Origin of the sequence: Streptomyces sp. NPDC093261 (genome assembly GCF_044753645.1) — a bacterium.
GTDB lineage: Bacteria > Actinomycetota > Actinomycetes > Streptomycetales > Streptomycetaceae > Streptomyces.
On sequence record NZ_JBIVNO010000006.1, the window covers coordinates 83790 to 110580 of the forward strand.

At 66.9% G+C, this 26791-nt stretch carries 29 protein-coding genes, 1 tRNA gene and 2 pseudogenes; 5 read left to right on the plus strand and 27 right to left on the minus strand.

All coding sequences use genetic code 11. The features are described from left to right. Positions 1-28: 28 nt before the first annotated feature. The 6 genes from thrB to ACIP94_RS15840 all read right to left on the minus strand — a co-directional run bounded on the left by thrB (position 29) and on the right by ACIP94_RS15840 (position 7192). Positions 29-946, minus strand: a complete 918-nt coding sequence (gene thrB, locus ACIP94_RS15815) for a homoserine kinase (protein ID WP_402425176.1) — start codon at positions 944-946, stop codon at positions 29-31. Between the two features lie 241 nt (positions 947-1187). Beyond that, on the minus strand, positions 1188-2246 hold the full coding sequence (thrC, locus tag ACIP94_RS15820; protein WP_402425179.1) for a threonine synthase: 1059 nt from the start codon (positions 2244-2246) through the stop codon (positions 1188-1190). A gap of 6 nt (positions 2247-2252) precedes the next feature. Then, positions 2253-3599 (minus strand): homoserine dehydrogenase, encoded by a 1347-nt coding sequence (locus ACIP94_RS15825; protein ID WP_402425703.1) that lies wholly within the window; start codon positions 3597-3599, stop codon positions 2253-2255. A gap of 172 nt (positions 3600-3771) precedes the next feature. Continuing rightward, positions 3772-5163 (minus strand): diaminopimelate decarboxylase, encoded by a 1392-nt coding sequence (gene lysA, locus ACIP94_RS15830; protein WP_402425181.1) that lies wholly within the window; start codon positions 5161-5163, stop codon positions 3772-3774. A gap of 24 nt (positions 5164-5187) precedes the next feature. Further along, positions 5188-6465, minus strand: coding sequence for an ArgS-related anticodon-binding protein NrtL (nrtL, locus tag ACIP94_RS15835; protein ID WP_402425184.1), 1278 nt, complete (start codon positions 6463-6465; stop codon positions 5188-5190). Between the two features lie 136 nt (positions 6466-6601). Beyond that, the gene (locus ACIP94_RS15840) at positions 6602-7192 is read right to left on the minus strand and encodes a response regulator (protein ID WP_402425187.1); all 591 of its coding nucleotides are present in this window, start codon (positions 7190-7192) and stop codon (positions 6602-6604) included. A 107-nt stretch (positions 7193-7299) separates the two neighbouring features. Between ACIP94_RS15840 and ACIP94_RS15845 the strand changes: the two genes are divergently transcribed. Next, positions 7300-7371 (plus strand) — tRNA-Arg (locus ACIP94_RS15845). A gap of 198 nt (positions 7372-7569) precedes the next feature. Here ACIP94_RS15845 and ACIP94_RS15850 read toward each other — a convergent pair. The 17 genes from ACIP94_RS15850 to ACIP94_RS15930 form a co-directional block, all read right to left on the minus strand. Continuing rightward, positions 7570-7998 carry an SMI1/KNR4 family protein gene (locus ACIP94_RS15850; protein WP_402425190.1) on the minus strand — a complete coding sequence of 143 codons (429 nt, stop codon included), beginning with the start codon at positions 7996-7998 and terminating at the stop codon, positions 7570-7572. A 191-nt stretch (positions 7999-8189) separates the two neighbouring features. Continuing rightward, positions 8190-8435, minus strand: coding sequence for a hypothetical protein (locus ACIP94_RS15855; protein ID WP_402425193.1), 246 nt, complete (start codon positions 8433-8435; stop codon positions 8190-8192). Positions 8436-8665: 230 nt separating this feature from the next. Beyond that, positions 8666-8974 carry a putative quinol monooxygenase gene (locus ACIP94_RS15860; protein ID WP_402425196.1) on the minus strand — a complete coding sequence of 103 codons (309 nt, stop codon included), beginning with the start codon at positions 8972-8974 and terminating at the stop codon, positions 8666-8668. Positions 8975-9236: 262 nt separating this feature from the next. Next, a complete protein-coding gene (locus ACIP94_RS15865) occupies positions 9237-9737 on the minus strand; it encodes a DUF6083 domain-containing protein (protein WP_402425198.1) in 501 nt (166 codons plus the stop codon). A gap of 75 nt (positions 9738-9812) precedes the next feature. Beyond that, on the minus strand, positions 9813-11186 hold the full coding sequence (locus tag ACIP94_RS15870; protein ID WP_402425201.1) for a tyrosine-type recombinase/integrase: 1374 nt from the start codon (positions 11184-11186) through the stop codon (positions 9813-9815). Continuing rightward, a complete protein-coding gene (locus ACIP94_RS15875) occupies positions 11183-11377 on the minus strand; it encodes a helix-turn-helix transcriptional regulator (RefSeq protein ID WP_402425204.1) in 195 nt (64 codons plus the stop codon). The genes ACIP94_RS15870 and ACIP94_RS15875 overlap by 4 nt, the downstream gene beginning before the upstream one ends. After that, positions 11353-12672, minus strand: coding sequence for a replication initiator (locus tag ACIP94_RS15880; RefSeq protein WP_402425206.1), 1320 nt, complete (start codon positions 12670-12672; stop codon positions 11353-11355). Before ACIP94_RS15880 ends, ACIP94_RS15875 begins: the two co-directional genes overlap by 25 nt. Before the next feature lie 130 nt (positions 12673-12802). Then, positions 12803-13069 carry a SpdD protein gene (locus tag ACIP94_RS15885; protein WP_402425209.1) on the minus strand — a complete coding sequence of 89 codons (267 nt, stop codon included), beginning with the start codon at positions 13067-13069 and terminating at the stop codon, positions 12803-12805. A gap of 14 nt (positions 13070-13083) precedes the next feature. Beyond that, positions 13084-13278 (minus strand): hypothetical protein, encoded by a 195-nt coding sequence (locus tag ACIP94_RS15890; RefSeq protein ID WP_361772238.1) that lies wholly within the window; start codon positions 13276-13278, stop codon positions 13084-13086. 9 nt (positions 13279-13287) lie between these two features. Beyond that, positions 13288-13479, minus strand: a complete 192-nt coding sequence (locus tag ACIP94_RS15895; protein WP_402425212.1) for a mobile element transfer protein — start codon at positions 13477-13479, stop codon at positions 13288-13290. After that, a complete protein-coding gene (locus ACIP94_RS15900) occupies positions 13479-13679 on the minus strand; it encodes a hypothetical protein (protein WP_402425215.1) in 201 nt (66 codons plus the stop codon). Before ACIP94_RS15900 ends, ACIP94_RS15895 begins: the two co-directional genes overlap by 1 nt. Before the next feature lie 19 nt (positions 13680-13698). After that, positions 13699-14328: a DUF2637 domain-containing protein gene (locus ACIP94_RS15905; RefSeq protein WP_402425218.1), complete on the minus strand. Its 630-nt coding sequence runs from the start codon at positions 14326-14328 to the stop codon at positions 13699-13701. Positions 14329-14410: 82 nt separating this feature from the next. Further along, the gene (locus ACIP94_RS15910) at positions 14411-15784 is read right to left on the minus strand and encodes an FtsK/SpoIIIE domain-containing protein (protein ID WP_402425221.1); all 1374 of its coding nucleotides are present in this window, start codon (positions 15782-15784) and stop codon (positions 14411-14413) included. Positions 15785-15789: 5 nt separating this feature from the next. After that, a complete protein-coding gene (locus ACIP94_RS15915; protein WP_402425224.1) occupies positions 15790-16140 on the minus strand; it encodes a hypothetical protein in 351 nt (116 codons plus the stop codon). A 124-nt stretch (positions 16141-16264) separates the two neighbouring features. Next, positions 16265-16993 carry a GntR family transcriptional regulator gene (locus tag ACIP94_RS15920; protein ID WP_402425227.1) on the minus strand — a complete coding sequence of 243 codons (729 nt, stop codon included), beginning with the start codon at positions 16991-16993 and terminating at the stop codon, positions 16265-16267. Positions 16994-17082: 89 nt separating this feature from the next. Continuing rightward, positions 17083-17520 carry an ATP-binding protein gene (locus ACIP94_RS15925; RefSeq protein WP_402425230.1) on the minus strand — a complete coding sequence of 146 codons (438 nt, stop codon included), beginning with the start codon at positions 17518-17520 and terminating at the stop codon, positions 17083-17085. A 279-nt stretch (positions 17521-17799) separates the two neighbouring features. Further along, positions 17800-18540, minus strand: a complete 741-nt coding sequence (locus tag ACIP94_RS15930; protein WP_402425233.1) for a GntR family transcriptional regulator — start codon at positions 18538-18540, stop codon at positions 17800-17802. Positions 18541-18620: 80 nt separating this feature from the next. Between ACIP94_RS15930 and ACIP94_RS15935 the strand changes: the two genes are divergently transcribed. Beyond that, the gene (locus ACIP94_RS15935) at positions 18621-19715 is read left to right on the plus strand and encodes a DUF1152 domain-containing protein (protein ID WP_402425236.1); all 1095 of its coding nucleotides are present in this window, start codon (positions 18621-18623) and stop codon (positions 19713-19715) included. Positions 19716-19765: 50 nt separating this feature from the next. Here the strand turns inward: ACIP94_RS15935 and ACIP94_RS15940 are convergent, their stop codons facing one another. Next, complete coding sequence (locus tag ACIP94_RS15940; RefSeq protein ID WP_402425239.1) at positions 19766-19894, minus strand: hypothetical protein; 129 nt, start codon at positions 19892-19894, stop codon at positions 19766-19768. Between the two features lie 309 nt (positions 19895-20203). Here ACIP94_RS15940 and ACIP94_RS15945 point away from each other — a divergent pair, with 309 nt between their 5' ends. Continuing rightward, positions 20204-21298, plus strand: a complete 1095-nt coding sequence (locus tag ACIP94_RS15945; protein ID WP_402425242.1) for an acyltransferase family protein — start codon at positions 20204-20206, stop codon at positions 21296-21298. Between the two features lie 49 nt (positions 21299-21347). On the opposite strand, the pseudogene ACIP94_RS15950 reads toward ACIP94_RS15945, so the two are convergent. The 3 genes and pseudogenes from ACIP94_RS15950 to ACIP94_RS15960 all read right to left on the minus strand — a co-directional run. After that, a pseudogene (locus ACIP94_RS15950) lies at positions 21348-21550 on the minus strand (ISAzo13 family transposase); the annotation flags it as partial. A gap of 33 nt (positions 21551-21583) precedes the next feature. Next, positions 21584-22042: a GNAT family N-acetyltransferase gene (locus ACIP94_RS15955; protein WP_402425705.1), complete on the minus strand. Its 459-nt coding sequence runs from the start codon at positions 22040-22042 to the stop codon at positions 21584-21586. A gap of 90 nt (positions 22043-22132) precedes the next feature. Then, positions 22133-22366, minus strand: a pseudogene (locus tag ACIP94_RS15960) (helix-turn-helix domain-containing protein); the annotation flags it as partial. A 52-nt stretch (positions 22367-22418) separates the two neighbouring features. Here ACIP94_RS15960 and ACIP94_RS15965 point away from each other — a divergent pair. Together ACIP94_RS15965 and ACIP94_RS15970 are read left to right on the plus strand one after the other, a co-directional pair. Next, positions 22419-23378 (plus strand): IS481 family transposase, encoded by a 960-nt coding sequence (locus tag ACIP94_RS15965; RefSeq protein ID WP_402425245.1) that lies wholly within the window; start codon positions 22419-22421, stop codon positions 23376-23378. Between the two features lie 330 nt (positions 23379-23708). Further along, a complete protein-coding gene (locus ACIP94_RS15970; RefSeq protein WP_402425248.1) occupies positions 23709-26561 on the plus strand; it encodes an NACHT domain-containing protein in 2853 nt (950 codons plus the stop codon). Positions 26562-26791: the final 230 nt, after the last annotated feature.

Sequence of the window (26791 nt, forward strand, 5' to 3'; positions counted from 1 at the left end):
CCCCCTCTCGAAATCCGGCGAACGTGTGTCAGGACGCAAGCGGCAGCACGCTCGCTCCCTGGCTGTCCAGCTCCAGCCGGTTGGCGGCCCAGCCCTCGCCCGCCAGGTCGGCCACCTTGTCGGCGCTCGCGTCGTCGGCCAGCGCCAGGACGGTGGGGCCCGCGCCCGAGATCACCGCGGGGATGCCGTCCGCCCGCAGCCGCTCCACGAGCGCTGCGCTGTCGGGCATCGCCGGGGCGCGGTACTCCTGGTGGAGCCGGTCCTCGGTGGCGGGCAGCAGCAGTTCGGGGCGCCTCGTGAGCGCCTCGACGAGCAGGGCGGCGCGGCCGGCGTTGGCCGCCGCGTCGACATGCGGCACGCTGCGCGGGAGCAGTCCGCGCGCCGTCTGGGTCAGGACCGGCTTTCCAGGCACGAAAACCACCGGAACGATGGAATCTGCGGGGTCCAGGCGGATCGCCCGGGCGCCGCCGCGCTCCATCCAGGACAGGGTGAAACCGCCGAGGAGACAGGCCGCGACGTTGTCCGGGTGCCCCTCGATCTCGGTGGCGAGTTCCAGCAGCGCGGTGTCGTCGAGCCGGCTGTCGCCGCCTATGGTCACGGCGCGGGCGGCGACGATGCCGGCGCAGATGGCGGCGGAGGAGGAGCCGAGGCCACGGCCGTGCGGAATGCGGTTGGCGCAGACGATTTCCAGGCCGCGGGGCTGCCCGCCGAGGATGTCGAAGGCGGCGCGCAGGGACCGTACGAGCAGATGGCTCTCGTCCCGCGGGAGCGTCTCGCTGCCCTCGCCCGCGATGTCGATGTTCAGCCCGGTGTCGGCCACCCGGACGACGACGTCGTCGTAGAGCCCCAGCGCGAGGCCGAGGGCGTCGAAGCCCGGGCCGAGGTTGGCGCTGGTGGCGGGGACGCGCACCCGGACGGCGGCGGCGCGGAACGCTGGACCGGCCATCGCTCGATGACTCTCCTTGAGCTGCGTGATGGTCGAATGAATTCGATGCGTACGGAAGACCCGGAGGCCGCAGGGACGGCGCGGCACCGCGGCATATGCGGCGGGCGGGTTCAGTACAGCCTATCGAAGGAAGGTTCTGTGGCGACATAGGGCGCACAGGAGGCGCACGATGCGTGTCGTAAGCCCCCTGTGCTCCCTCTGCCGGCTGTTCTCGTGGAGCTGTCCCCTCAGGGCGCCCGGGTTACGCGAGTCCGAGCCGTTCGGCCGCCGTCGCCGCGTCGACCGGGACCGTGACGGGCTGCGGGGCGCCGGCGACGGCCCAGTCGGGGTCCTTGAGCCCGTTGCCGGTGACCGTGCACACGATCCGCTGGCCGCGGTCGACCGTGCCCTGCTCGGCGGCCTTCAGCAGACCGGCCACCGACGCGGCGGACGCGGGCTCCACGAACACGCCCTCCTGCGCGGCCAACAGCCGGTAGGCGCGCAGGATCTCACGGTCCGTCACCTCGTCGATGGCGCCGCCCGACTCGTCCCGCGCCGCGAGCGCGTACTGCCAGGACGCGGGGTTGCCGATGCGGATCGCGGTGGCGATGGTCGAGGGGTCCTTGACGACCTCGCCGCGCACGATCGGGGCCGAACCGGACGCCTGGAAGCCCCACATGCGCGGGGTGCGGCCGGCGACGCCGTCGGCGGCGTACTCCCGGTAGCCCTTCCAGTAGGCCGTGATGTTGCCGGCGTTGCCGACCGGCAGGACATGGATGTCGGGGGCGTCCCCGAGCATGTCCACGATCTCGAAGGCCGCCGTCTTCTGGCCCTCGATACGCACCGGGTTGACCGAATTGACCAGCGCCACCGGGTAGTTGTCGGACAGCTCCCGCGCGAGGGTGAGGCAGTCGTCGAAGTTGCCGTCGACCTGGAGGATCTTCGCCCCGTGCACCAGGGCCTGCCCCATCTTGCCGAGCGCGATCTTGCCCTGCGGCACCAGCACGGCCGACACCATCCCGGCGCGTACGGCGTAGGCGGCGGCGGAGGCTGACGTGTTGCCGGTGGAGGCGCAGATGACCGCCTTGGCGCCCTCCTCCTTGGCCTTGCTGATGGCCATGGTCATACCGCGGTCCTTGAAGGACCCGGTGGGGTTGGCACCCTCCACCTTGAGGTGGACCTCACAGCCCGTGCGCTCGGAGAGCACCTGAGCGGGCACGAGCGGCGTACCACCCTCACGGAGCGTGATGACCGGCGTGCTGTCCGACACCGGCAGCCGCTCCCGGTACTCCTCGATGATTCCGCGCCACTGGTGGGTCATTGCTCGTTACTCTCCTTCAACCCGCATGATGCTGGCGACACCCCGCACGGTGTCGAGCTTGCGCAGCGCCTCGACGGTCCCGCTGAGGGAGGCGTCGGACGCCCGATGGGTGACGACGACGAGGGAGGCCTCCCCGCCCTCACGGCGCCCGCCACCACCCTGATCGATGGCGACCGCGTCGCCGCCACCTGGATTCCGGCCCTGCTGGCGAACCGTGTCGATCGACACGTCATGCTCGGCGAAGACGGTCGCGACCTGGGCGAGAACACCCGGTTTGTCGGCGACGTCAAGGCTGATGTGGTAGCGCGTGACGACATCGCCCATCGGCGACACGGGCAGGGCGGCGTAGGCGGACTCGCCGGGCCCGGTGGCCTCGCTGAGCCGGTTGCGGCACACGGCCACCAGATCGCCGAGCACGGCGGAGGCGGTCGGCGCACCGCCCGCGCCGGGGCCGTAGAACATGAGCTGACCCGCGGCGTCCGACTCCACGAAGACGGCGTTGTACGCACCGCGCACGGAGGCGAGCGGGTGGGTCAGCGGAATCATGGCGGGGTGCACGCGCGCGGTGACCGAGCCCCCGTCCGCGGCCCGCTCGCAGATGGCGAGCAGCTTGATGGTGCAGCCCATCTCCTTCGCCGAGGCGAAGTCGGCGGCGGTGACCTCGGTCATGCCCTCGCGGTAGACGTCGTCGAGGCGCACGCGCGTGTGGAAGGCGATCCCGGCGAGGATGGCGGCCTTGGCGGCCGCGTCGAACCCCTCGACGTCGGCGGTGGGGTCGGCCTCCGCGTACCCGAGGGCGGTGGCCTCGTCCAGGGCCTCCTGATACCCGGCCCCCGTGGAGTCCATCTTGTCGAGGATGAAGTTGGTCGTCCCGTTGACGATGCCCAGCACCCGGTTGACCTTGTCACCGGCGAGGGACTCGCGCAGCGGCCGGATCAGCGGGATCGCGCCGGCGACGGCCGCCTCGTAGTACAGGTCGCGGCCGTGCTCCTCCGCCGCCGCGTGCAGGGCCGCCCCGTCCTGGGCGAGCAGTGCCTTGTTCGCCGACACGACCGACGCGCCGTGCTCGAAGGCGGTGGTGATGAGGGTCCGGGCGGGCTCGATCCCCCCGATGACCTCGACGACGACATCGAGGTCGCCCCGTTTGACGAGGGCGGTGGCGTCGGTGGTGACGAGATCGGCGGGGATGCCCTCGCGCACCTTGGCGGCCCTGCGGACCGCGACCCCCGCCAGCTCGACGGGGGCCCCGATCCGGGCCGCGAGGTCGTCGGCGTGCGTCGTCATGATGCGCGCCACCTCTGAGCCGACAACCCCACAGCCCAGCAGCGCCACCTTCAGCGGACGCGTACGCATCATCCGACCTCGTTTCCTCATGCGGTCTACGGTGGATCCAGTCTCACTCACCGGACGAGGCTTTCCGCCCTTGGTCCGGATCGTGAGACATCGATTTCATCTCGTCAGCGGCGGAGGACAGCAGATCTTCCGCCGGTCCTCGGGCCCCGCCCCAGACTCTCCGGGACGGTCGTCACCCGACGTCGAGACGGAGCAGATCCTCCTCCGTCTCCCGGCGGACGATCACCCGGGCCTCGCCGTCGTTCACGGCGACGACGGGCGGGCGGAGCGCGTGGTTGTAGTTGCTGGCCATGGAGCGGCAGTACGCGCCCGTGGCCGGTACGGCGATGAGGTCACCCGGCGCGAGATCGGCGGGCAGGAAGGCGTCCTTCACCACGATGTCCCCGCTCTCGCAGTGCTTGCCGACCACCCGGGCCAGCATGGGCTGGGCGTCGGAGGTGCGGGAGACCAGGGCGACGCTGTACTCGGCGTCGTAGAGCGCGGTGCGGATGTTGTCCGACATGCCGCCGTCGACGGAGACGTACGTCCGCAGCCCTTCGAGCGGCTTGATCGTGCCGACCTCGTAGAGCGTGAAGGCGGTCGGCCCGACGATGGCGCGCCCGGGCTCGACGGAGATCCGCGGCGTCCGCAGCCGGGCGGCGTCGCACTCACGGGAGACTATCTCGCTCAGCGCCTTGGCGATCTCGTGCGGCTCCCGGGGATCGTCATCGCTCGTGTACGCGATCCCGAGCCCGCCCCCGAGGTCGATCTCGGGCAGCTCGATGCCGTGCTCGTCCCGGATGTCCTTCAAGAGCCCCACGACCCGGTGCGCGGCGACCTCGAAGCCGGACATGTCGAAGATCTGCGATCCGATGTGGCTGTGGATGCCGATGAGCTCGAGCCCGTCGAGCTGGAGCGCGCGGCGTACGGCCTCGGCGGCCTGGCCGTCCGCCAGCGGGATCCCGAACTTCTGGTCCTCGTGGGCGGTGGCGATGAACTCGTGCGTGTGCGCCTCCACGCCGACGGTGACCCGGATCTGCACCCGCTGCCGCCTGCCCAGGGACGAGGCGATGTGGGCGACCCGCACGATCTCCTGGAAGGAGTCGAGCACGATCCGCCCGACCCCGCTCTCGACGGCCCTCGTGATCTCCTCGGTGGTCTTGTTGTTCCCGTGGAAGGCGATGCGATCGGCGGGCATGCCCCCGGCGAGCGCGGTGGCCAGCTCTCCCCCCGAGCACACGTCCAGGTTCAGCCCCTCCTCGTGCAGCCAGCGCACCACGGCACGGGACAGAAACGCCTTCCCCGCGTAGAACACGTCCGCGTTCGGCCCGAAGGCGGTGCGCCAGGCGCGCGCCCGGGCCCGGAAGTCGGCCTCGTCCAGGAAGTAGGCGGGGGTGCCGAACTGCTCGGCAAGCGTCTTCACATCGATTCCGCCCATCGTGACAACGCCCTGGCTGTCACGGGTGACGGTCTGCGCCCACACCTTGGGGTCGAGGGCGTTGAGGTCGGCGGGCGGCGCGGAGTAGTGGCCCTCGGGCAGGACGTCGGCGTGGCGGGGCCCGGCGGGATGTGCGGAACGGCTCATGTCGGTCTGGGCTCTCTCGGGGTCTCAGAGGTAGTCGGGTGCGCTGATGCCGAGCAGGGACAGGCCGCCGGCCAGCACCGTCCCGGCGGCTTCGGCGAGGGCGAGCCGGGCGCGGTGGGCGGCCGAGGGTTTCTCGTCGCCGAGCGGAAGCACGGTGTGCTGGAAGGCGAGCAGCCCGTCGGCGACGGCCACGAGGTGCCGGGCCAGCCGGTCGGGCGCGCGGTGGACCGCCGCCTGGGTGAGGGCGTGCGGATACGCACCGAGGGCGCGCGTCAGGGATGCCGCATCGGCTACGTCACCGGGAACCGCGTCGAACCCCAGGCGGCCGGCGTTACGGCCGAGGGCACGGGCGCGCGCATGGGCGTAGCGAACACGGAAGAGAGGATTGCTCTCTCGCTGCAGCAGATGATCGGCGGTGATCCGCGGCCGGTCGTGCGCGGCGGGGTGCAACAGCGCCCACCGGGCGGCGTCGGGCCCGAGCGGCGCGGGATCCTCCGGCGCGGGAACGGGCCGAAGATCGACGGCTTCCCCGGCCCGCGCATGCTGCACCTCGGCCCGGCCGCCCTGGGTGGCAATGATCCGCACCAGCGTGTCGGCGACGACCTCGGCGCGGATGTCGTACGGGATCCGGAGGGGGATGACCTGGCCGGTGAGGGTGGGGGTGTGGCCGTAGGGGGTTGGCGGTGTGGCTTCGGTGCCGGGGGGGTGGGTTTCGGGGGATGGGTTGCCGTTGGTGCGGCTGTTGTCTTGGGTGCCGTTGTCTTGGCTGACGGTGGCGATGTTGCGGCTGTTGCCGGCGTTGCCATTGCCGGTGGTGGCGATGTTGCGGCTGTTGCCGGCAGTGGGGATCTTGCTGCTGTTCCCCCTGTTGCCTCTGTTGCCGATGGTAGTGATGTTGTTACTGTCCGAGCCGGCCGTGGCACTGCTGCCGATGCTGATAACCGTGGCGGCGTTGGCGCCCACGGCGATATCGCGGGGCCGCTGGAGGATCTCCCGAACGAGGGCGGCGGTGGCGGTGGCCCGTTCGAGGTGGATGTTGAGAAAACCCGGCCCGGTGATCTCGACGTCGGCGACCCCGGCGGCCTCCCGGATCAGGGGTCGAAGGATCTCGGCGACATCGAGGGGCGCCCGCCCGGCGGGACGGGCCAACCGGAGCGCGATGTTGGTGGCGTAGTCGCCACGGCCTCCGGGCCCCGGCGGGCTGACCACGGCACGCTCAGGGACGGCCACCCTCAGCTCCCCGTCCTCCACAGCACGACGCACCGCGCACAGCACGGTACGGGAGAGCTCAGCGGGGGTCACGGGACAAGGGTAGGGGAGGAGGGGGGTGGGTACGCGAACGGGTTTGGGCGGAGGTCCGGGATGTGGACGGGGGTGCGTCCCGGACCGCCGGGCGCGGCGACGGCCTGCCCGGCAGTCGGCACCGCCCGGCCGCCACTCAACTGCCGCCGGACCCCAATTGCCCCAGAGATCCCACTGGCCCCACCTGGCTGTTGCCGTTGTCGCTGCTGTCGGTGCTGTTGCTGTTGCTGTTGCTGTTGCTGTTGCTGAAGTTGCCGCTGAGGTCGGCGTGACCAATGGCGCCCCCACTCCCCCGCCCGCGACCATCCATCAGCTCCTTGACGAGCTGCACGAGTTCGGACGGCTCGAAGGGCTTGGCGAGGAACGCGTCGACACCGACGTCAAGGCCGCTCTCGACCTCGTGCTGGGTACAGGCGCTGATGATGGCGACGGGCAGAAACCGGGTCCGGGGGTCGGCACGAAGCCGGGCGGCGGTCCGCAACCCGTCGAGCCGCGGCATGACGACATCCAGGGTGACGACATCGGGGCGCACCTGATGGACGACGTCCAGACACTCGGCACCGTCGGCCGCGGTCACGACCTCGAGACCCTCCAGCTCGAGATTGACCCTGATCAGCTGCCGGATGACCTTGTTGTCGTCCACAACAAGAACCCGGCCGGACGCGCCTGGCACAACTCGAGAGTAGGTCGGCCCAACCGGCCGCGTCCGGGTTTTCCCCACTTCCACCCCGTCCGGGGGAACCCCCGCTCGACGGGACCACCGGGGAAACCGTTCATGACGACCCCGAAAGAGCTGGTAGGGTTCTACCCGTCGCCGCGAACACCGCGAGACACGCCCCCGTAGCTCAGGGGATAGAGCAACGGCCTCCGGAGCCGTGTGCGCAGGTTCGAATCCTGCCGGGGGCACCCTGCATGAGGTGCCCAAAGACCCCGTCACCAGCGGAAACGCTGAGGCCGGGGTCTTCGTGTTTGTGCAGCCGTGTGCGACCCTGAGCGGCCCTAGGACACGGTCTGTGGACTATTCGTGGACAGGATCTTGGGGCATCTGCCCAGGTCAGCCCCAACGATTGAAGAGGGCCCCGGACGATTCCATGGACCTGGCGCCTAGCGGTACCAGTCTCCGCTGTCCCGCAGAGCCCGCTCCAGGTACTGGCGCAGACCGCCCGCCACCATGAACCGGCTATCGGTCTCGTGATCCCAGACGAAGACCTCGCCCCGCTCTGGGGTACGAACAAAGCAGAACTGGTCTCCACCCGCGTCGTCACCGAAGAACATCAACGGCTCGACGGGCATGTACAGGTCGGCGAAGTCCGGAGCGCTTCGAAACGCCGCGTTGTCCCTCGCGACCTGCCCGGCGCTCCAGATCACGTCGACCCCGTCATGAGTCACGCCATTGCACTCCCGGAGCAGCGCGACAAGTTCAGCGGGAAGCCGCTGGCCCAAAGGCTGCTCTGTTGCGACCAAGACGACCTCGTCGGCAGGAGCGCCGAGAACAGCGTCAGGTGCCAGTTCAAGAATCAGTTCACGCCACATGCAGGGAGCCTTTCAAACGGCGAGGACGGCGGCGCGCCCGGCCCGCGACTGATCAGCCGACAAGCAATGCTCCCTGCTGTCGCCAGGGGAAGGTCCCGGCACTGTCTTCACTCGCACTCGCGCGACCGTTCTTGGAACTTGACGTCCCTGTCACGCCAACTGGGCAGCCAGGCAGACAGATTGTGGCTGGCTCACTGACCGAGGCGTCGGGCCCTCTTCGCTTCCGCCTTCGCCTGCAGCGCGAGGGCCTTCGGGGAGTAACCGTAGAACCACCATGTGTACCAGGTGATCCCAACGAAGAGCACAGCCCAGCCGACCGCCCATGGGGCCACCGCAGCCGGCGAAGCACCTTGAGTCATCCGGAGCCCGAGGATCGGGAAGGCCATCGCGGCCCCTCTGGCGGCGGCCACCAGGGTGCGCTTCAAGCGGTTCGACATGGCGCGCACTGTAACAGCAGATAGCACGATGTGCCTTTGGGTATTGGGGACTTCAAGCTTCTGCCAATTGCCCGAATAGGTGCCGTCCCGCCCTTCTAGTCCGGCAAACACAAGAGGCACCTTGGGGAGCCCACAGCAACGCGAAGGTCCCCGGACTCGTCCAGGCACCTTGAGTCGAGCGACACACGTACTCACTCGTACTCGCGCACCAGCTCTTCCATCAGTAGCGGTCAGCACTCCACGCCCTTGCCGGAGACGAGGTCCAAGCGATCAACCTCCGTGGCAGAGAGGTACTTGTCCCGCTCTGAGAGGAAAGCACGCACGTAGTCCTTCGACTCGTGCTCTTCGAAAGCGGCCTTGTCCCGATAGAGCTCGTAAAACACACGCTCCAGCGGACGGCGATCAACACGGTGCACCGCGTAAATCACCGTCCCAGGTTCGTTCGCCCGGATCTGCTCACCAGTCCGTGCAACCAGGCCATCGAACGCGGCCGCCGCGGCTTCATCCTTGCAGGTGAATCGCACAAACAGTCCAAACATGCCAGGTCCCCTCTCGTCGGCATCTGGTCGGCGCCCGTCCATCATGAGGCCCTCGCAGGACGACCATCGGGCTGACGTGGCCAGGAGCTCACAGGATGACCTGAGTCGGTGCGTAGACGACCACCTCTGGCATCGGCCTCGGGAAGCTCACGAAAAGGCGAGGGTCCCCGGATCGTCCGGCGACCTTGAGCCGAGCGACGCACGCGCTCACTCGTATTCGCGCAACAGCTCTTCGATCTTGCGGTTGGCGATGTCCCGTCGGTTACCCGACGTCCGGCCACTCCTCCGGGGGCTCCGGCGGCTCCGGGTCCGCCAGCCGCTCCGCTCGCCGCGCGTTCTCGTCTCGCAGTACCGTCAGCCACGGCCAAAGATCTGGCAGTGGCTGTGCCGAGCACGCCAGCCGATGTTCGATACGGCACCGCTGAAACGGATCTGGCGGGCACACGCCGTAGACGGCCACCCGGCCATCGGACAGCTCGATCCACCGATGCTCCGCCGGCACTGTGTGGGCGAGCGGCGCCATGTCCGGCTCCAGCAGCACCCAATCCTGCTCAAGCGTCGCCACCCGGTCCCCCAACAGCCCGCAGTACGGGCAACGGGACTGACCACCCCTGAGGCGACGCGGCACCTTTGCAGAAACCCCCATACCGTGAGGATCGACGGCCCGGCAACGCATTCGTAGACCGCGAATCGGACGAGACAGCTGAGGCGGTCGTCCATCGGTGAAATGGAAAGCGACGCAGCAGGTGCAACTAGCAACCATCGAATGACGGCACGCGGCTGAGACGCGACGAAGCCCCCGGCCCTTGGGCTAGGGGCTGACGCCTTGTGTGCGTGATCACTCGTATTCGCGCAACAACTCTTCAATCTTGCGGTTGGCGATCTCCTGCCGCCCATCGATGCACTTGGCATAACGGCTCAATAGGACCTCAACGCTGTTGCCCGCACGTTCGGCGACCTCAGTCGGGTCCACCCCGGAGTTGAGCCACGTCGACAGTGCTGAGTGTCGGAGGTCGTACGGCCGGGCAGCAAGCGGCGAGGCGACCGCGGCCGGCGGAAGGGCGAGCTCTCGCGCTTCCTGCCACACGCGGTAGTACGTGGAGGAGCCGACCACTCCCCCGCGCTCGTTCATGAACAGCCGCCCGTCATCCGCGGCGCCAAACGTGGCCAAGTGCTCCCGGAGGATCGCGACGAGCTGGGGCGGGATCGGCACTGGCCGGACCTCCTCCACGGGTCGGTTCTTGAGTCCCCGGTCGTCATGCGTCTCTCCGGAGTCGGTCCACAGCTTGCCGACGCTGGGGCGGGTGCGGTTCAGAAGCGCTGTACCCCAGCCGTCCGCGGACAGCTTCAGGTCTGCCCTCGTGAGGCCGACCGCTTCGGCCGGGCGTAAGGCGCCGTAGTACATGCAGGCGAACAACCCGACGAGTCGACGACCGCGAGCACGGCGATATCCACCGACGTAAGAGACCGCAGTCAGCAGGGCGCGAGCCTGCTCCGGATTGGCCACGACGCGGGGATCGACTTCGTTGGCAACCTTCGGCTTTTTCCAACGAATCGCCGTGATCGGGTTCTCTTGGAACTCTCCCAGGTCCACCGCGTAATGCATCGCGTTGACGAGCGTGCGTCGCTTGCGCCGTACGGTTTCCGCTGCGGCCGCCGTTCCGTCCAGCTTGAGTTTCAACGAGTCCAGGACCGCCCTGCCGATCGCTGCGTCGGCAAGGTCTGAAAGCGGTCGCGAAGCCTTGGCCACCCAGTGCAAAGCGTCTGCGATGTCGGTGGGCAACTCGCGATCGTCAGGGCTGGGAAGGACATAGGCCCAGTTGCGAAGTGCCTTCCTCAGCAGCTCGTCAGTCGGCCGCCCCGGACGCTCGTCGAGAAGCGCCACCGTCACGGCGGTCAGTGCTTCGTTGATCCCGTTGCGCGTGTTCGGTGCCGCGTGCGGCCACTTCATGGCCAGGTATTTCAAGGCGAACGCGTACCAGGTCATCGAGGGAGACTTCTCGATCATCGAGTCGGGCAGCCCGGTTACCGTGTCGAACTCTTCCCCTGTATGGGTGGCTCGGAGGAGCTTGGATCGGTAGTGGTCAGCCAGCCCCTTGGTGCGGAACTGTTCGGAGAAGACGTTCCCAGCCACCGTCCACCTGACGTCATAGGACGACTTCTTGGTGTTCCTCTTCCGGACGCCCCAGACCTTTACATCGAGAGACTTCACGCCGCCGCCTCCAGCTGCCGCAGCCATGCGCTGAAGTCGCTCCGCCAGACTCGCAGCTCGCCGTTGGGCAACTTGAACGCGGCCGGCCCAAGCCCCAGCTCGCGCCACCGGTAGAAGGTCCGCCGAGAGACACCACCCAGCTCATCGAGGACCTGGCTCACGGTCATCAACTCGTCGCGTCGACTGTCCATGTGGGCTCTCCTTCCGTTCCAGGAGCGGGTTCGAGGGATGCGGCAAGCCAGGCTTCGGCGGAGGACAGGCCGGTGCCGGCGAAGACCCAGTGGGCGAGGACGAGCGTTGTCTCGCCGTCCCGTGGGACGGCCGGAGCTGCTTGTGCGCGGCGCCATTCGGCGCGGGCGACGCGGAGGGCTCCGAGGGTGGTGGAGTAGCGGCGGGACTTGGTGGAGAAGTGGCCGCGGAAGCCGAGCATGTGGGCCCAGGCCCTGAGGCGGAGGTGCGCCAGCTCGGGTCGTGCGCCCAGGGTCCAGGCGGTACGGATCATCCGCCGGGCGTGGTCGCTGATCCGGACTTGGGCCAGCTCGGCGAGGAAGCGGATCGGCCGGTCGAGTGTGCCGGTCGCTGTCTCTGCTCCTTTCGTGGCGTACTTGGCGATGTAGGCCGCTACGGCCCGCTCGGTCAGCTCCTGGCCGTCGCCGAAGTCTGCCGAGCGGATGGTCCGGACATCCAGCTGACGACCGAAGGCGAAGGCGTGCGCACGGCCGTCGATCACCGGGCCGTCGACCTGCGCGGCGGTGGTAGCGGCCCGGATGGCGTCGGTCAGTAGCTCGGCCGTGGCCCAGGCCGACGGCGAGGAGTCTCCTCCTTCGGGCCCGTCGAGGCGGATCACGGCGTGGAAGTGGACGGCGCCACGCTTCTGGTACTCGGCGACCTTCGCGAAGGAGAGCCGGGCGTGGTCCCGGAACGCGCGCTGGGTGAGTCCGGCGCGCTTGGCGACCTCCCGACGGAGGTAGATCGAGAAGCGCCGCCACAGGGCTCCGGCGTGGGCGTTCCACAGCACGGCCGCCTCGTAGTCGTACGTGTCCGGGTCCAGGGGCGTGCCGAGCGCAGGGTCATCCTCCTCGTGACGGATGCGGCAGCGGCAGGCCCGGCCGCTGGAGGGGCGGTTGTGGACGGGGCCGAAGCTGGGGGCGGTGAAGGTGGCGAAGACGCGCGGGTGTGTGGCGACCTGTTCGGGGGTGCCTTTGCCGCCGCGGAGGCCGGCGGTGATCAGGTGGTAGGTGTCGCGGCGGTATGTCTCGGCGCAGGCCGCGCAGCGGGTGGCGCGGCGGTTGTTGCAGCGGACGAGGAGTTGCCCGGCGGGTAGGGCCGACGAGTCCAGGTGGTGCAGGATGCGGCCGATCTCGCCGGTCGTGGTGTCCACCGCGTACTCGGTGCGGTGGCCGTCGAGTCGGACGGGGCGGGTGCAGCCGCCCAGGCCGGACAGTTGGCGGGCCAGCTCGGGCATGGTGCCGAGAGAGGCCAACATGGAGAGTTCCGCCAGCGGGGGCGGAGTCTGCCGGGTGATGATGGCAGTTCCTTTCGGCTGCTTGGACGGTTGGGAGGGACGGCCCCGGGGCGGCGGGATGCTTGGCGGCGTTTGCCGCCCCGGCGGCCGGTCAGTGCTTGTGCGCGTTGCTGATGAGGGAGCGCAGGACTACGGCGGCTATGGCCACGGACACGGCCGAGATGGCGACGGCCGCCAGGAGCGCGGTGAGGACGACGCCGACGACGACCACAGCGCCGACCACGCCGACTCCGAGCCCTACGAAGGGGGCGAGCGGAAGGCCGGCGGACGGGGCCGGGTCTTGGTCCTGGCTGGTGGCCAGGTGAGTGGTGACGCTGGCGGGCAGGGGCGCGGGATCGGGGAGCTTGGGACGGAACACGTCGGGACTCCTTGTCAGTCGTGGGTGCCGTTGACGACTCCGACACCGCCGCGGGTGCCGGACTCGATGACGGGGGCGAGGAAGGTGTGCGAGAGCCAGAAGCCGAACAGGGCGATCACCACGGCCACCCACAAGCGGATGCCGAGGAACTTGATCGCGGCCCAGGCGATGACGCCCAGGACGATGACAAGCGGGAGGGAGACGGTCACGGCTGCTCCTCAGCGGACCGGGCAGCGGTGGGTGCGGGCAGCCAGTTCGGCGGCGGGGCGGCTGTCGTAGTCGGTGGAGAAGCCGCAGCGGGGTGCCGTGCACGCGGCGGTGTGTTTCTCGCGACCCCGGCCGTCGTAGTACGTGCCGACCTGCACGGGGCCGATGCGTAAGACGTTGCGGAAGCGGCGGTTGGCGGGCATCAGGCGATCTCCTTCGAGTCGTGGCGGTTCTCGCCGGTGAAGTCGGTGACGTGGTCGATCAGCCAGCGCCGGATCTCGTCGCCTTCGTCGTTGTCGGCGGCGAGAATCACGGGTTCGGCGATGAGCACCGCTTCGGTGAAGCGGTTCTGTCGGGTCAGCTCGGCGGCGCGGTTCAGCGCACGGAGCGTGGACGGTTGCACGGTGGAAGGTCCTCCGAGGTCAGCTGAGTTGGGCGGCGATGGCCTCGGCCAGCGGCATGGGGACGCCGAGCCGGGCGCGAAGGGTCGGGGTGTCGATGGCCGTTCCGGTCCTGCTGTGGTGCTCGTCGGCGACCTTGCGTGCGAGGGCGACCAGAGCGGGCGGAACGTGAGTGGTCGAGCGCGGAGTCGATGTCGGTTCCACAGCGGCCAGTTCGGGCGTAGTAGCGGAAGCTCCAGGTGCCGTCGCTTCCGGGCTCGATTGGTGCTCACCCTCTGGCTCACGTGGCGTTGGCCCGTGGGCGAGCAAGGTCCCACCGAGGAATGCGACCGCTGGCCATCCGGCGACGAGGATGCGGAGCCAGGCCGGTACGACAGCCAGGTCGAGCAGTCCGGCAGTGGCGATGTTGGCGCCCAGCGAGGCCGTCAGCGCGACGAGGAACCAGCACCACCCGGCTACTTTCGCCCCACCTGAGCGGAGCCGCCGCCAGGCCGCCACCAGCAGCAGGTCGACGGAGACCGGATAGGCCCACGCCTTCCATCCGTGCTGTCCGGCGGCCGAGGCCAGGGCGTGCAGGTGGGCGAAGGACAGCGCGGCGGCGATCAGCGCCTGGATGAGCACTGCGTCGAGGCGGACGGGCAGGGCACGCACGGCGCGACTCCTTCCGGTTCCGGGCATGGAGGGGGTAGGGACTTGGCGCAGATCGGCCGCGTCGGCCATGGGGTTGGGTGCGCTATTCGGTAACCGGACGTGGGGCCGTCACCGGGCCGGATTCCTTCACCGGCACAGGCGGGACGTACGGGCGGAAGGGCGTGAGCGCCGGTACGTCCGGGGCCAGGTCTGCTGTCTCGCGGCACATGGCCGCGGCATCGGCCAGGGACAGGTACGGGGTACGGATGCGGGACCAGCCGCCGGAGGTGTCGCCGACGACGGCCAGGCCGGGCAGCTCGGCGGCGATGGCACAGGCGGCGAATGCCGCTTCCGGGGCGATGTCACCGAGCGCCATCTTGGCGGAGGCTTCATCGTTCACGCGGTGGCAGACGCGGCCGGTGAGCTGCGCGCGGAGCATGGTCGCCCCTTTGCCCAGCTCGGCGCCGAAGCGCTGCCCGCAGACCTCCAGGTAGATCCCGGCAGCCCGGCCGAGCTGAGCGAGCCGGATCAACCGGGTCACCATCTCGTCCCGCCGTTCCTCCTCCTTCTTCGTTGCGACGAGGAACAGCTCGGCCACCTCGTCGATGAACAGCACCACGGGAGCCGGGCGTTCGTCTTCAGGCAGGCCCCAGACATCCGAAGTGATCAACTCATCCGGGGTCCCCGGAGCGATCCCTTGCCGGGCCTTGATCAGGTCGTATCGGTCCTCCATCTCCTTCACGAGCACCGGAAGCAGCTCGGCCGCCTGTTCCGGATCCGTCGCCAGCGCGGAGAGCCGGGAGGCGAACGGCGCCAGCTCGACCCCGCGCTTGCAGTCGATCCCGACCAGGACAACCGGCTGAGCGGCGAGGGCCGTGAGCAGGTTCCGTAAGTACATCGACTTACCGGACAGCGTGGCGCCGAGCACCAGCTCATGCGGAACGGTCCGGTAGTCCCGTACGAACGCGGTCGCGTCCTCCCGTAACGCCACAGGCACCCGAAGGGGCCCTCCGGCGGTGCGACGAGGCATGCGCACCTTCCGGAGGACATCGAAGCCGACGAGTCGCAGTTCGACGACACCGGGTTTGACGTCCTTCACGTGGACGGCGTGAACGCCCCACGCGTGCCGCAGCCGTTCGGCCGAGGCCACCACGTCCGCCGGCTCCTGGCCCGGGGCAAGCCGCAGCCGGATGCGCAGTCCGGTCGTGGTCGGTCGGATGATTCCCCGGCGGGGCGGTACCGGCCGGATCTCGCGGCGGGTGGCTGCCTTGACGGCCAGGGCCCGCCACCGGGAGGGCTCGACCGTCAGTCCGCACGCGTCCATGGTCGAGGAGTACGAGGCCACCAGCCGGACCGCCGAGACCGGCAGCCCGACGATGGGCCAGTACGCGGCCGGGTGAGCGTGCCGGGCATAGACCGCTCCGCCTATCGCAGCAAGCGGCCCGCCCAGCTCGGCCAACGTCACCAGGTCCGTCACGGCTATCAGCCCGCCTGCGCGACGGAGAAGGCACCGGGAGCAACGGCGGTCGCCCGGTAGGCGATGCCGTGCCGCTGCTGGCCGTTGAAGACGCTCTGCCACGGCCGAGCCACCAGGCCCGGCAGCGCGACCGGAGCCCCGACGGTCAGGCCCTCGGTAACGCCGCTCTCGGGGACGGTGACCTGGATCAGGGACGACTCGCCCTCGTCGATGTAGACGACGCCGACGGTCATCAGCGCCTCACCGCTCACGGTGTCCTTGGCGATCTCACCGGTCTGCCGGTCGCGCACCTTCGGCGAGGGCGCTTCAGTGAGCAGGATCGTGGCGGTCGAGGCGTCAACGCGGATTACACGCACAGAGATCTCTCCTTCTGAGTGGATCAACCCGCCACCTGACAGGTTGACTTAGCAAGTTCGAAACTAAAGATGCCAGGTTGACTTGTCAAGTGAGAACTAGAGCCAACTCACCCGATAGGCCTAGTCAGTTGAGGCGATAGGTGTCCTCAAGCTCCTGCCGATCAGCAGGAAGCAGCACGTCAGAGACCTGCAACGCTCGCCCTGAAGCGTCACACGCCACAACCAGCACGCTCAGAACAGGAAGACCGTCCGGTAGCGCCAGATGGGCGGCCTCATCGCTCTCGGGCAGTCGAGCGGAGACCCGCTCCGTGACGTGGTCGAAGCGAACCTTCTTCCGCGCCTCCAGGTACTCCCTCACACCGCCGTTCAGGGGCTCGGGGACCTCCAGGTCGGTGCCCTCGGCCATGCCGGCGGGGAAGTAGGAGGAGACCAGCTCGACCGGTTCGCCACCCTCCTCTACGAGGAAACGACGCATCAGAACCTCGGCTCGCTTCGGGAGTCCGAGTGCCGACGCGACGCGAGCCGGAACGGGCACGCGCTCGACCTGGACCAGACGCCCAGGGGCTTGCGACTCGTCGCGCTCCAGAGCCTCACGGCCCCGCCGGTCCTTCTGCTCGACGACTTCCGGACGGCCGCGGACCATCGTGCCGTACCCCTGCCGGGACTCCAGCCATCCGTCCCGCTTCAGCAGTTCCAGGGCTCGGACGACAGTGGGGCGGGACATGCCGAACGACTGCACCAGCTGGTTCTCACTCGGAACCCGGGTCCCCGGCGGGTAGGTACCGTCCTCGATACGGCGCTGGATCGTCTGCGCGAGGCGCACGTACTTCGGTGCCGCCACTTCATACGCCATGGGCGCCGCCTGTCGGTATTGGCCAAGTCAACTGGTCAACCAGACTAGCGACATTTCCACTGTGGCAGTAGAAGCGGGGGTGCATCCCCTCACTGCGGCCAGGCATCGGCCACGGCGAAGGAGACCATCGTTCCGCCGAGGCGACTGGGGCCGGCGTGCCAGGAGTCGGCGATGGAGTCGACCAGGAGCAGCCCCCGCCCGTGCGCGTCGTTCGCTTCCGGGTGCCGCATGCGCACGTTGGCGGGGAACCCCGGGTTGTGTACCTCCACCCGCAGCGAGGTCCCCTCTCGGTACCACTCCACACGGACCAACCACGGCTCATCCGACCGACCGTAGAGGACGGCGTTGGTCACGAGTTCCGAGATCATCAATGTGCAGTCGTCGACCGAGCAGATCGGGTTATGCGGGGCGATGAACCTTCGGAACCAGCGCCGGGCGCGAGGCACCGATTCCAGGGCCGGATGCAGGATCATTGCCCCGAGCCGCGTTGAGCCGGGACCGAAGTAGCGATCGATTGCGAAGGTCATCCGTGCACTCACTCCTTGCCGCTGCCGTCACAGTCGAGGCAGCGCCGCTTCGCCGTGGCACGGGGCCGGTCGTTGGCAACGGAGAGCGCCAGCGCCGTACGGGAGCCGACGCTCTTCCAGCCACGCCCCCGGCATCCTCGGCAAGCTAAGCGAGCCTCCTCATCCGGCCGCCGACTCGTCACGTCGTGCCCCTTCCATCCAAGGTGGCCTTAGCCACTTCCTGGATAGTGGCATTAGCCACTTTGGGAGTGCAAGCGGTTCGACGCAACTGTCGCACTCTCAGGTGAGCGGATAGCCCTGTTCGAAGGCCCAGCGGTGCGGAGGATAGGTGGCTTCGGCGAACTCCAGCGGCCGATCCTGCAGGTCGAAGACGACGTGGTGAACGATCAGGACCGCGGACCCAGGCTCCACCCCGAGGTCGGCCGCCTCTTCATCGGTAGCAGCCCGAGCGCACATACGGTCCTCGGCATAGCTCCCTTGACGCCCAGTCATCCTCTCGACATACATCAGCGTCCCCTCCTGGATCCGCTCAGGGTCCATGAGCTTGGGAGCCCGCTGGCCGACATCCGGGGCGAACCACGAGGTCGACAGGGTGATAGGCCCGTCCTGGTTGTTCGTCACGCGCCGGCGATGCACGGCCCGACGATCCTTGACCAGGCCCAACGCCTCAGCAACGTGATCCGGCGCCTCCAGCCATCCGGCCGAGGTGATCACGGCGTACTCCCCGGCCGTGTAGATCTTCCCGGTCTGCCGGGCCCGTCCGTACAGCTCGCGTGCGCGCCGGTTGACCTCCAGGCTCCGCACGTAGGTGCCCGACCCCTGACGCTTCTCGACCAGGCCCTGATGGCTCAGCGCCTGCAGGGACCGGGCGGCGGTCGGCCGGGACACGTTCCAGTCAGCGGCGAGCTGCCGCTCCGAGGGAACCTCATCCCCCGGCCTCAGATCACCCCGAAGGATCTGATCCCGGATGTGGTGCGCGATCTGGAGGTACTTCGGCTGAGCCTCCTCAATCTGAGGCATCGACCCTCCTAGGCAAAGTGGCTATGGCCTCTAGCCACTATAGGCTGAGTGGCCAATCTGTAAACCCGTAGTCTGAGCGCATGACGCGGTTGATCGTCGCAGCAGGAGGAGGGGGCGACGCAGTCGCCGCCGCCATGCTCCACACCGCCCTCTACGGCAACGAGGACCAGGCGGTGATCCTCGCGTACGCGTGGGACCGCCTGCTGATCGACCCGATACCGGGTCCGCGGGGAGCCTCCGACTTCACCGGGCTGAAGCGGATGACCCCCGCTGTATGGGCAGTGCCGGCGAAGGCCCGCCCGATCGCTCCTGCTGGCTCGACCCTCCCCCGGCTCGCAACAGAGCTCCCGCACACCTTCGCGTTGATCGACCCGCACCAGGGCGCCGAGGGCATCACCCGCCAACTCGAAGAGCTGGTGAACCACTTGACTCCCCAGTCGATCGATCTCCTGGACGTAGGCGGAGACATCCTGGCTCGAGGCGACGAGCCGACACTCAAGAGCCCGCTCGCCGATGCCCTCACCCTCGCCGCTTGCTGCCAGGTGAACGCACCGGTCCGGCTCCTGGTTGCGGGTCCCGGCCTGGATGGTGAGCTGCCACTGGAAGCTCTGCGCGGCATGCTCGGCCCCCTCGTTCACACCTTCACCGCGAAGGACGTGGAGCCGATCAGCGCGGTCCTGGAGTGGCACCCGTCGGAGGCGACCAGCGTGCTCGCAGCGACGGCCCGAGGCGTCCGAGGCGCCTGCGAGATCCGAGACGCAGGGCTCCCCGTACCGCTTACGGACGAGAGCCCGACAGTGCACGAGGTCGATCTGGACGAGGCAGTCAGCCGGAACCAGCTCGCCCAGGCCATCATGGCGACCGCGACCCTGGAGGAAGTCGAAGCGCACAGCCGCGAGATCTCCGGCTACTCGGAGATCGACTACGAGCGCAACAAAGCCCTGTGGCTCAAGGAGCAGCCGCCGACGAAGCTGGACCCGGAGGCGACATTGGCCCAACTCGACCAGTTCGAGGGCGAAGCCCGAGCCCGCGGAGTCACACACACGACGTTCCGCCGTATCACCGAGGCCCTGAACCTCAACGGCACACAACGCGACGACCTACGCCAGCTCCTCATCAACAGCCGACCGGAGCGATACGACGCGCCCCTATGGCGAGTCTCCGCAGAATCCTGAGTAACTGAAGGTTGACACCACCTTGGCTCGACTTGTCGGGATGACCGTGATCAGTCAGGGGATCCCGGGAGGGCGTCGTAGACATCGCCCAGGTCCGGCAGGTGGTCCATCGGGTTGCCCCCGCGTAGGCGCAGCAACCACCCGAGGAGCTCAGCCATCGACAGGGCGACGACGGGCATGGGCCGCCGCGGTCACGGACGCGCTCGCGCTGCCGCCGCAGGACACGTGGCAGCGCTGCGCACACTGTGAGCCCGCTGTCGATTTCCTTATCGTAGGTCAGTAACGTGAACGTCCCGTTCCTCCTGTAAAGGCTGGGCCTGCGGCCATGGTGTAGGGCAGCGCGGCCGGCCGTGACGAAAGCCTGCACATTGTCGAATGCCACGACGGATCACACACAGCCCGCTCATCATGTCCCCACCCAGGCTCCCGCTGCCCCGGCCCCAGCCCGGGCAGCGACTGGGACCACGCCGTCGCCGGACAGGGGGCGGTTGTACTTCCTGGACGCGTTGCGATTGATCGCGGCGCTCGCGGTGCTGGCGTGGCACTGGTTGGGAGTTCAGCGGTTCACGGGAGTGTGGCACGGTCGCACGGGTGCGTTGATGCCAGTCGGGCATGCCATCGGGGCGTACGGCTGGCTAGGGGTGGAACTGTTCTTCATGATCAGTGGGTTCGTGATCTGCATGTCCTGCTGGGGCCGGTCGGCCGGGGACTTCGTGACCTCCCGAGTGATACGGCTTTTCCCCGCCTACTGGGTGGGCGTGCTGCTCACAGCGGCCGTACTGTACTTCTCGCCGCACCGTTGGGGTCACGACCCGTCCAGGCCGACCGTGACACGGGTGCTGACCAACCTGACGATGTCGCACGCGCCGATGGGTGTCTCGGACATCGATCCGGTGTACTGGACTCTCTGGTCCGAACTGCGGTTCTACGTGCTGTTCGGGGTAGTGGTGTGGTTCGGCGTGACGTACCGCCGAGTGCTGGCATTTTGTGGCGTGTGGGGATTCTTGTCGCTGCTCGCGCCGCAGGCGCACTGGCCGCTGCTCGACATCGTGGTTCAATCGCAGTTCTCCTGGTACTTCATAGGTGGGATGGTTCTGTTCCTGATATACCGGTTCGGGCAGAATCTGCTGCTGTGGGGGATGCTGGGATTCTGCTGGCTGATGGCGCAGAACCGGATCGCGTTGATCATGACGGTCAACGAGTACGGTGCGAGAGAGCGGTTGTCGTGGCATGTGGCAGCGCTCGTCGTAACGGTGTGCTTCGTGGTGATGGCGGCGACCGCGTTGGGCGCGTTCAACTGGATCCGTTGGCGGTGGGTGGCTTCGGCCGGGGCTCTGACCTACCCGCTATACCTGGTTCATCAGGAGATCGGCTTCGAGGTCATCACCTGGCTCAGTCGTCGGCTGTCGCCCTACCCCACGTTGGCCGTCGTCCTCGCGCTCATGCTCGCGGCGGCGTGGCTGATCCACCGCTTCGTGGAGCGTCCGCTGGCCCCGCTGATGAAGCGTGGGCTCGTATCCTCTTTCGCCGCCATGCGCCGGGCCGAGAACCCGGCCGATAGGGTCGCCCGCAGTGTTGGCTGACCCGCGTGGGCACGGCGGGGAGTGGCCGTCCACCCCCGCATTACGTCTTGACCTGGTCGTTGCTGTAGTGGAACTGTGCCTCCCGGTCCGGGTGTCGGGCACCCTCGGTCGTGCGCGAGGTGCCCTGCAGGGAGAACCCTTCGGCCTTCAGTAGCGCGGCGGGACAGCTCCGCGGCCAGGACACGGGTGGACTTCACCGTCCAACGGCAGCGGCGACTCCGGGTCTCCCCGCTGGCCCGGCTCGACTAGTGCCGCATCACGCAACCTTTGCCTTGGGCGCGGACGTCAGCCAGCCCTGGGAACCTCCAGCTCCCTGCTCAGCAAGATCCCGCGTGGTCCGAAACCGGACGCGGAGTAGAAGTCGACGGCGTCCTTGTTCGGAGCGAAGATTCCGGCGTAGATGACCGAGACACCGCGGTCCACGGCAGTTCGCTCCGCTGCCGTGACCAAAGCCGCTCCCACGCCGCGGCCACGATGTCCGTCCAAGACCACGGTGTGGATCTCGGCCCCGCGACGGGGCACCAGGATCTGGTGATCTGGGGGCTCTGCCAGCAGGACCACCTCGGCCATTCCCACTACCTCGTCCTCGGCCTCCGCGACCGAGATCAGCACCTTGGATCCGTCCGCGAGCGACTCCTCGAAGTGCCTCCGCACCGCTTCGGCATCGGGAACCCGGTAGGTGTCTGGTGCGAGCTGGCTGTGCCGTTCGGCATTGGCGACGCGCAGACGGACAAGAGCGGGCACGTCCCTACCTTCGGCGGGTCGAACCAAGATCGACATGTGCAGAGCTTCCCACCGCCTCGATCGGGTATCAAGGCATCCTCCCAACTCAGGGGTCATCCGCGACGGCACCGCGCTCACCGTCCCGGACCGCTCCAGCACATGCGCGATCCGCCGCGGACCCCACTTCGGATGCTTGCGTCGCAGCTCACACACGGCCGCCTCCACCTCGGCAGAGGCCTGATGCGGACACGACGCCGGCCTACGGGAGCGGTCCGCCAACCCGGCCAGACCCGAAGCCTCATACCGCGACTTCCACCCGCTGACCGTCTGCCGCGACACCCTATAAAACTGACGATCATCGTTGACACCTGGGTCTCCGATCACTACGGAGATCCACATGCCGAAGTCCACCCCCACCAGCCCGCCGCTTGACCGTGAGGCCAAGCGGCGCCTGGCCGTCATACGCCACGTCGAAGAGGTCAGCGGGAACGTCGCCATGTCCTGCCGGTACTTCGGGATCAGCCGGCAGGCGTACTACACGTGGTACCGCCGCTACCAGGCCGAGGGCGTCGAGGGTCTGCGCACCCGCTCCAAGGCGCCGAAGAACTCTCCGAACGCGACCCATGTCGAGGTGGTCGGGAAGATCATCTACCTGCGGCAGAACTACCACTTCGGGCCCGAGAAGATCGCCATGTACCTCAAGCGGTACCACGACGTCACCATCAGTAAGTCCGGCGTCTGGCGCATCCTCAACCGCCTCGACATGGGCCGCCTGCCGGCCTCCCAGCGCTACAAGCGCCACGACCGCCGATGGAAGCGGTACGAGAAGCAACTGCCCGGCCACCGCGTTCAGATCGACGTGAAGTTCATCGAACCGCTCGCCTCGATGCCCCAGGGACGGCGCGGCGGCCGCAACAAGTACTTCCAGTTCACCGCGATCGACGACTGCACTCGCCTGCGTGTCTTGCGGATCTATCCGCAGCTGAACCAGAAAACCGCCATACAGTTCCTGGACTACGTGCTGCAACGTCTGCCGTTCCAGGTCGAGGTCATCCAGACCGACAACGGCGCCGAGTTCCAGTCCGCCTTCCACTGGCACGTGCTCGACAAGGGCATCGCCCACACCTACATCAAGCCCCGCACCCCGCGGCTGAACGGCAAGGTCGAACGCTCCCACCGCATCGACGCCGAGGAGTTCTACCAGCTCCTCGACGGCGTCATCATCGACGACGCCGAGGTCTTCAACGACAAGCTGCGCGAGTGGGAGGACTACTACAACTACCATCGCCCCCACGGCGGCCTCGGCGGCCAGACACCCTACGAACGCCTCAAACAGAAGACCACGACCCGGGCGTAATCGATCAACGTCAGTGGCACAACCAGCCTGCCAGCCAGTGAGTTACAACTTTCTCTACTGGTTCAAGGCGGCTCGCTCCGCTCACCGCGCGCGGCCCGGCCCCCGGCCGGGCCTGCGCTCCTGCCTCCGTCCCGCTCCAGCCCGGCCGGCGCCCGGGCCGCTCCCCACAGCCAACAGTCGCCTGATGCCAGAGAAGTAAGTCGTTGGGCTGGGACAGGTCGGGCACACCATCAGCAGTAGATGAGTCGCGAGCGGGCTGCCAGCTACATGCCAATACCTCTCTGACTCTTCTTATTGATCCTCCGCGTCACCGCCACGATGATGTAGCAGGTGGACTACGACCTGACTCGTCTCGGCACACGAGAGTTCGAACATTTGACTCAAGCGCTAGCAGTACGTGTACTTGGCGCGGGCGTCGAGGTTTTCGGCGATGGGCCAGACGGGGGCCGAGAGGCAGCGTTCCGCGGGCGCATGAGGTACCCAGAACCGGCGTCAGAAGGCAATTGGGATGGTTACGGAGTCCTGCAGGCCAAGTTCCGCGCAAGGCCACTAGGCACACAACTCGACACTGCCTGGTTTCTCGCTCAAGCAAAGGCAGAGCTCACGACATGGGCAAATCCCAAGTCCAAACGTGCACGGGCGCGCGAAATTCCACGGTACGTGCTTTTTGCAACCAACGTTGTACTTTCCCCCGTAGCAGAAGTGGGCGGCATCGATACGGTGAAGCGGGAGATTGACGCGCTGATCGCCAAGCTGAAGCTTCCAATCAGAGGCTGGCGAGTATGGCACTATGACCAGCTCAATACCCTCCTGGACAACTATCCAGCCGTACGCCAACCCTATGAAGCACTCATTACTTCCGGTGATGTTCTAGCGCATCTGCACAGAATGCTGGAAGGGAGTGGCGCGATTGAAATCGCCGAACGCGCCACAACCTATAGCGTGATGCAACTCAAGGCAGATCGGCACGTTCGACTTCATCAGGCCGGAGAAGGCGACAATCAGCGCCTGAATCTCTCAGATATCGCGATTGACCTCAAGGCGTATGTCGATAATCTAGATCCGTTCGACCAGCAGATTGTGAATACTGCCGAGTATGTACTTAAGCGAGGAAACACTATTCTTCGGCCAAGCTACAGCGGCGACGAATCCCCTAGACACTGCGTCATCCTTGGTGGGCCCGGGCAGGGAAAAACTACGCTAAGCCAACTAATTTGCCAGGCATATCGCGTAGCTTTCCTCGCCGAAAGTCCAGCCTTACTCTCCGGAGAACAGCAAGAACTGTTGAGCAGAATGAAATCACACCTAGGAGAGATTGGCGTCCCAGCACCGGCTCAACATCGCTGGCCAGCTCGAATCGATCTAGCTGATTACAGTGACGTGATCGCAGGTGGCGAAAACGTCAGCATCTTGAAGTACCTCGCGCAGCGGATGAACGAGAGCGCACCCGAGGTGAGCGCTAACCACCTTCGCGCGTGGCTAGGCAAATGGCCATGGCTGCTCGTGTTGGACGGCCTCGACGAAGTGGCCTCCAGCGCATCTCGGGAATCGGTTATATCAAAGCTCGACGACTTCTACACGGAAGCTCGGCAGCTGGATTCAGACCTCTTCGTTGTGGCCACCAGCAGGCCTCAAGGTTATCGTCAGGAGTTCTCCGACTCGGTTTATACTCATCTCTCTTTGAAGCCACTGGAGCCTGGCGAGGCTGTCGCCTACGCAGAGCTACTTGCTCACGCTCGATACCCAGGAGACAGTGAGACTGCACGCCAGGTATACACACGCCTACAAAGCGCGGCATCGGAAGAAATTACAGCGCGCCTTATGCGGACACCGCTACAAGTGACTATTATGTCAGTTCTTCTGGAGCGTCGCGAACGGGTGCCACAAGAGAGGTACAGGCTATTCGATGCTTATTACGAAACGATCTACAATCGCGAGGTTGGCAAGCCTGGCCCTGTCGGACGTCTACTCGATCAACACAGAACGACTATCGGTAGAATCCATCAGCAGGTTGGTTTGCAACTCCATGTGCTCGCCGAGAACGCAGGGGAGCACGGTGCTGCCATGCCCATCGAGCAACTGCAGGAAGTCGCTCAGCAGATCCTCTCATCCGCAGGTTATGACGACGAAAAGTCTTCTCGCAAGCTAGTCGACCAATTAGTCAATGCGGCAACAACTCGTCTTGTATTGCTGGCCCCGCAGGGGGATGGATTCGGCTTTGACGTACGTAGTCTGCAAGAGTTCATGGCTGCCCAGGCAATCGCTCGTGATCAAGCAACTGATATCAGCGAGCGACTACGCATTATTGCTTGGTCGGCGCATTGGCGCAACACATGGCTGTTGGCAGCAGGTAACGTGTTCTTTCACCAAGGCCGTCAGAGACACAACCTCATAAACCTGCTTCGCGAAATCCAGATCGAGGATGAGCTGTCTCTTCTAGTGAAACCTGGTTCGCTGATCGCCTTGGAACTTCTGGACGACGATGTGGCGGCAGCGACACCGAAGTTCCGTAGGCTCCTTGTGCAGCAAGCGCTGGAACTTCTTGATCTCCCACCTGGAGGCCGGATTGGTTCTACTCTTGCACGGGTCCTGAGTGATTCCGTAAAGGTCGATCCGGGATGCAAGCCAATTGTCTACCAAGCAATCGAGAGGGCAATCTCATCGACCGGCATGCCGGCAGTTGCCGCATTGGATGTTCTGCGCTCCTGGAGTATCGAGTCCACTCCCGAAGGTGCGAGGGCTCGTCGACTAATGGAAAAGATGCGACGTACGGCGACGCCCGCCATTCAAGGTTTCGGTGAATCCTGTCTTCGTTGCTGGGCAGCGAAAGACACCGAGGAGCGTAACGAACTGCTCTCCGACGTTCTGAACCTCTCTGGGAATCCGGAAGATGACTCCACCTGGGAAGCGACCGAATGGTGCCGTGATATCGGCGTCACCTTCAAGTTGACTTCCCGGGGGGTCTGGGTGGCCGAGACCGTAACCGGGCCAGCAGGCGAATCACTTTATCACACACAGATTCCAGAAGTTCGTGCACAGATGATTGAAACGGCCCTCCGTAGTCCTGTCGAACACGCCGTAATCGCATCGGTGTTGCGTAGATGGATTCTGAGTTGGGCTGAACGGCGTCCGTGTGGAACAAGTTTGCTGGATTCGGTAGCTAGGGATGAGCTTGGAATATAGCTACAAGTTCCCGGCTGATACGTCAATCACTACTACGGCGAACAGCGGGGAACACGACAGTCGGCACCCAGTCGGCGACGGCGCTCCGCTGCAATTCAGCAACTCAGTTACGTACCGGCCGTGACTGACTCTGGTCGACGCCACAAGCCAGTAGCGTGGCTGAGGCCGGTGGGGGTGTTGCGAGGCACACGCGCGCCTAGTTGCTCGGCGCCCCCTCCGTCGTGGCTGGC

Coding starts and splice junctions, on each gene's coding strand:
- thrB (WP_402425176.1), bottom strand. CDS start 946: ATGGCCGGTCCAGCGTTCCGCGCCGCCGCCGTCCGGGTGCGCGTCCCC.
- ACIP94_RS15850 (WP_402425190.1), bottom strand. CDS start 7,998: ATGTGGCGTGAACTGATTCTTGAACTGGCACCTGACGCTGTTCTCGGC.
- ACIP94_RS15895 (WP_402425212.1), bottom strand. CDS start 13,479: ATGCCCGCCAACCGCCGCTTCCGCAACGTCTTACGCATCGGCCCCGTG.
- lysA (WP_402425181.1), bottom strand. CDS start 5,163: ATGAGCCGTTCCGCACATCCCGCCGGGCCCCGCCACGCCGACGTCCTG.
- ACIP94_RS15935 (WP_402425236.1), top strand. CDS start 18,621: ATGACGCGGTTGATCGTCGCAGCAGGAGGAGGGGGCGACGCAGTCGCC.
- ACIP94_RS15825 (WP_402425703.1), bottom strand. CDS start 3,599: ATGCGTACGCGTCCGCTGAAGGTGGCGCTGCTGGGCTGTGGGGTTGTC.
- ACIP94_RS15875 (WP_402425204.1), bottom strand. CDS start 11,377: ATGGACAGTCGACGCGACGAGTTGATGACCGTGAGCCAGGTCCTCGAT.
- ACIP94_RS15920 (WP_402425227.1), bottom strand. CDS start 16,993: ATGGCGTATGAAGTGGCGGCACCGAAGTACGTGCGCCTCGCGCAGACG.
- ACIP94_RS15855 (WP_402425193.1), bottom strand. CDS start 8,435: ATGTCGAACCGCTTGAAGCGCACCCTGGTGGCCGCCGCCAGAGGGGCC.
- ACIP94_RS15860 (WP_402425196.1), bottom strand. CDS start 8,974: ATGTTTGGACTGTTTGTGCGATTCACCTGCAAGGATGAAGCCGCGGCG.
- ACIP94_RS15880 (WP_402425206.1), bottom strand. CDS start 12,672: ATGTTGGCCTCTCTCGGCACCATGCCCGAGCTGGCCCGCCAACTGTCC.
- ACIP94_RS15940 (WP_402425239.1), bottom strand. CDS start 19,894: ATGCCCGTCGTCGCCCTGTCGATGGCTGAGCTCCTCGGGTGGTTGCTG.
- ACIP94_RS15965 (WP_402425245.1), top strand. CDS start 22,419: ATGCCGAAGTCCACCCCCACCAGCCCGCCGCTTGACCGTGAGGCCAAG.
- thrC (WP_402425179.1), bottom strand. CDS start 2,246: ATGACCCACCAGTGGCGCGGAATCATCGAGGAGTACCGGGAGCGGCTG.
- ACIP94_RS15865 (WP_402425198.1), bottom strand. CDS start 9,737: ATGGTTGCTAGTTGCACCTGCTGCGTCGCTTTCCATTTCACCGATGGA.
- ACIP94_RS15925 (WP_402425230.1), bottom strand. CDS start 17,520: ATGACCTTCGCAATCGATCGCTACTTCGGTCCCGGCTCAACGCGGCTC.
- ACIP94_RS15930 (WP_402425233.1), bottom strand. CDS start 18,540: ATGCCTCAGATTGAGGAGGCTCAGCCGAAGTACCTCCAGATCGCGCAC.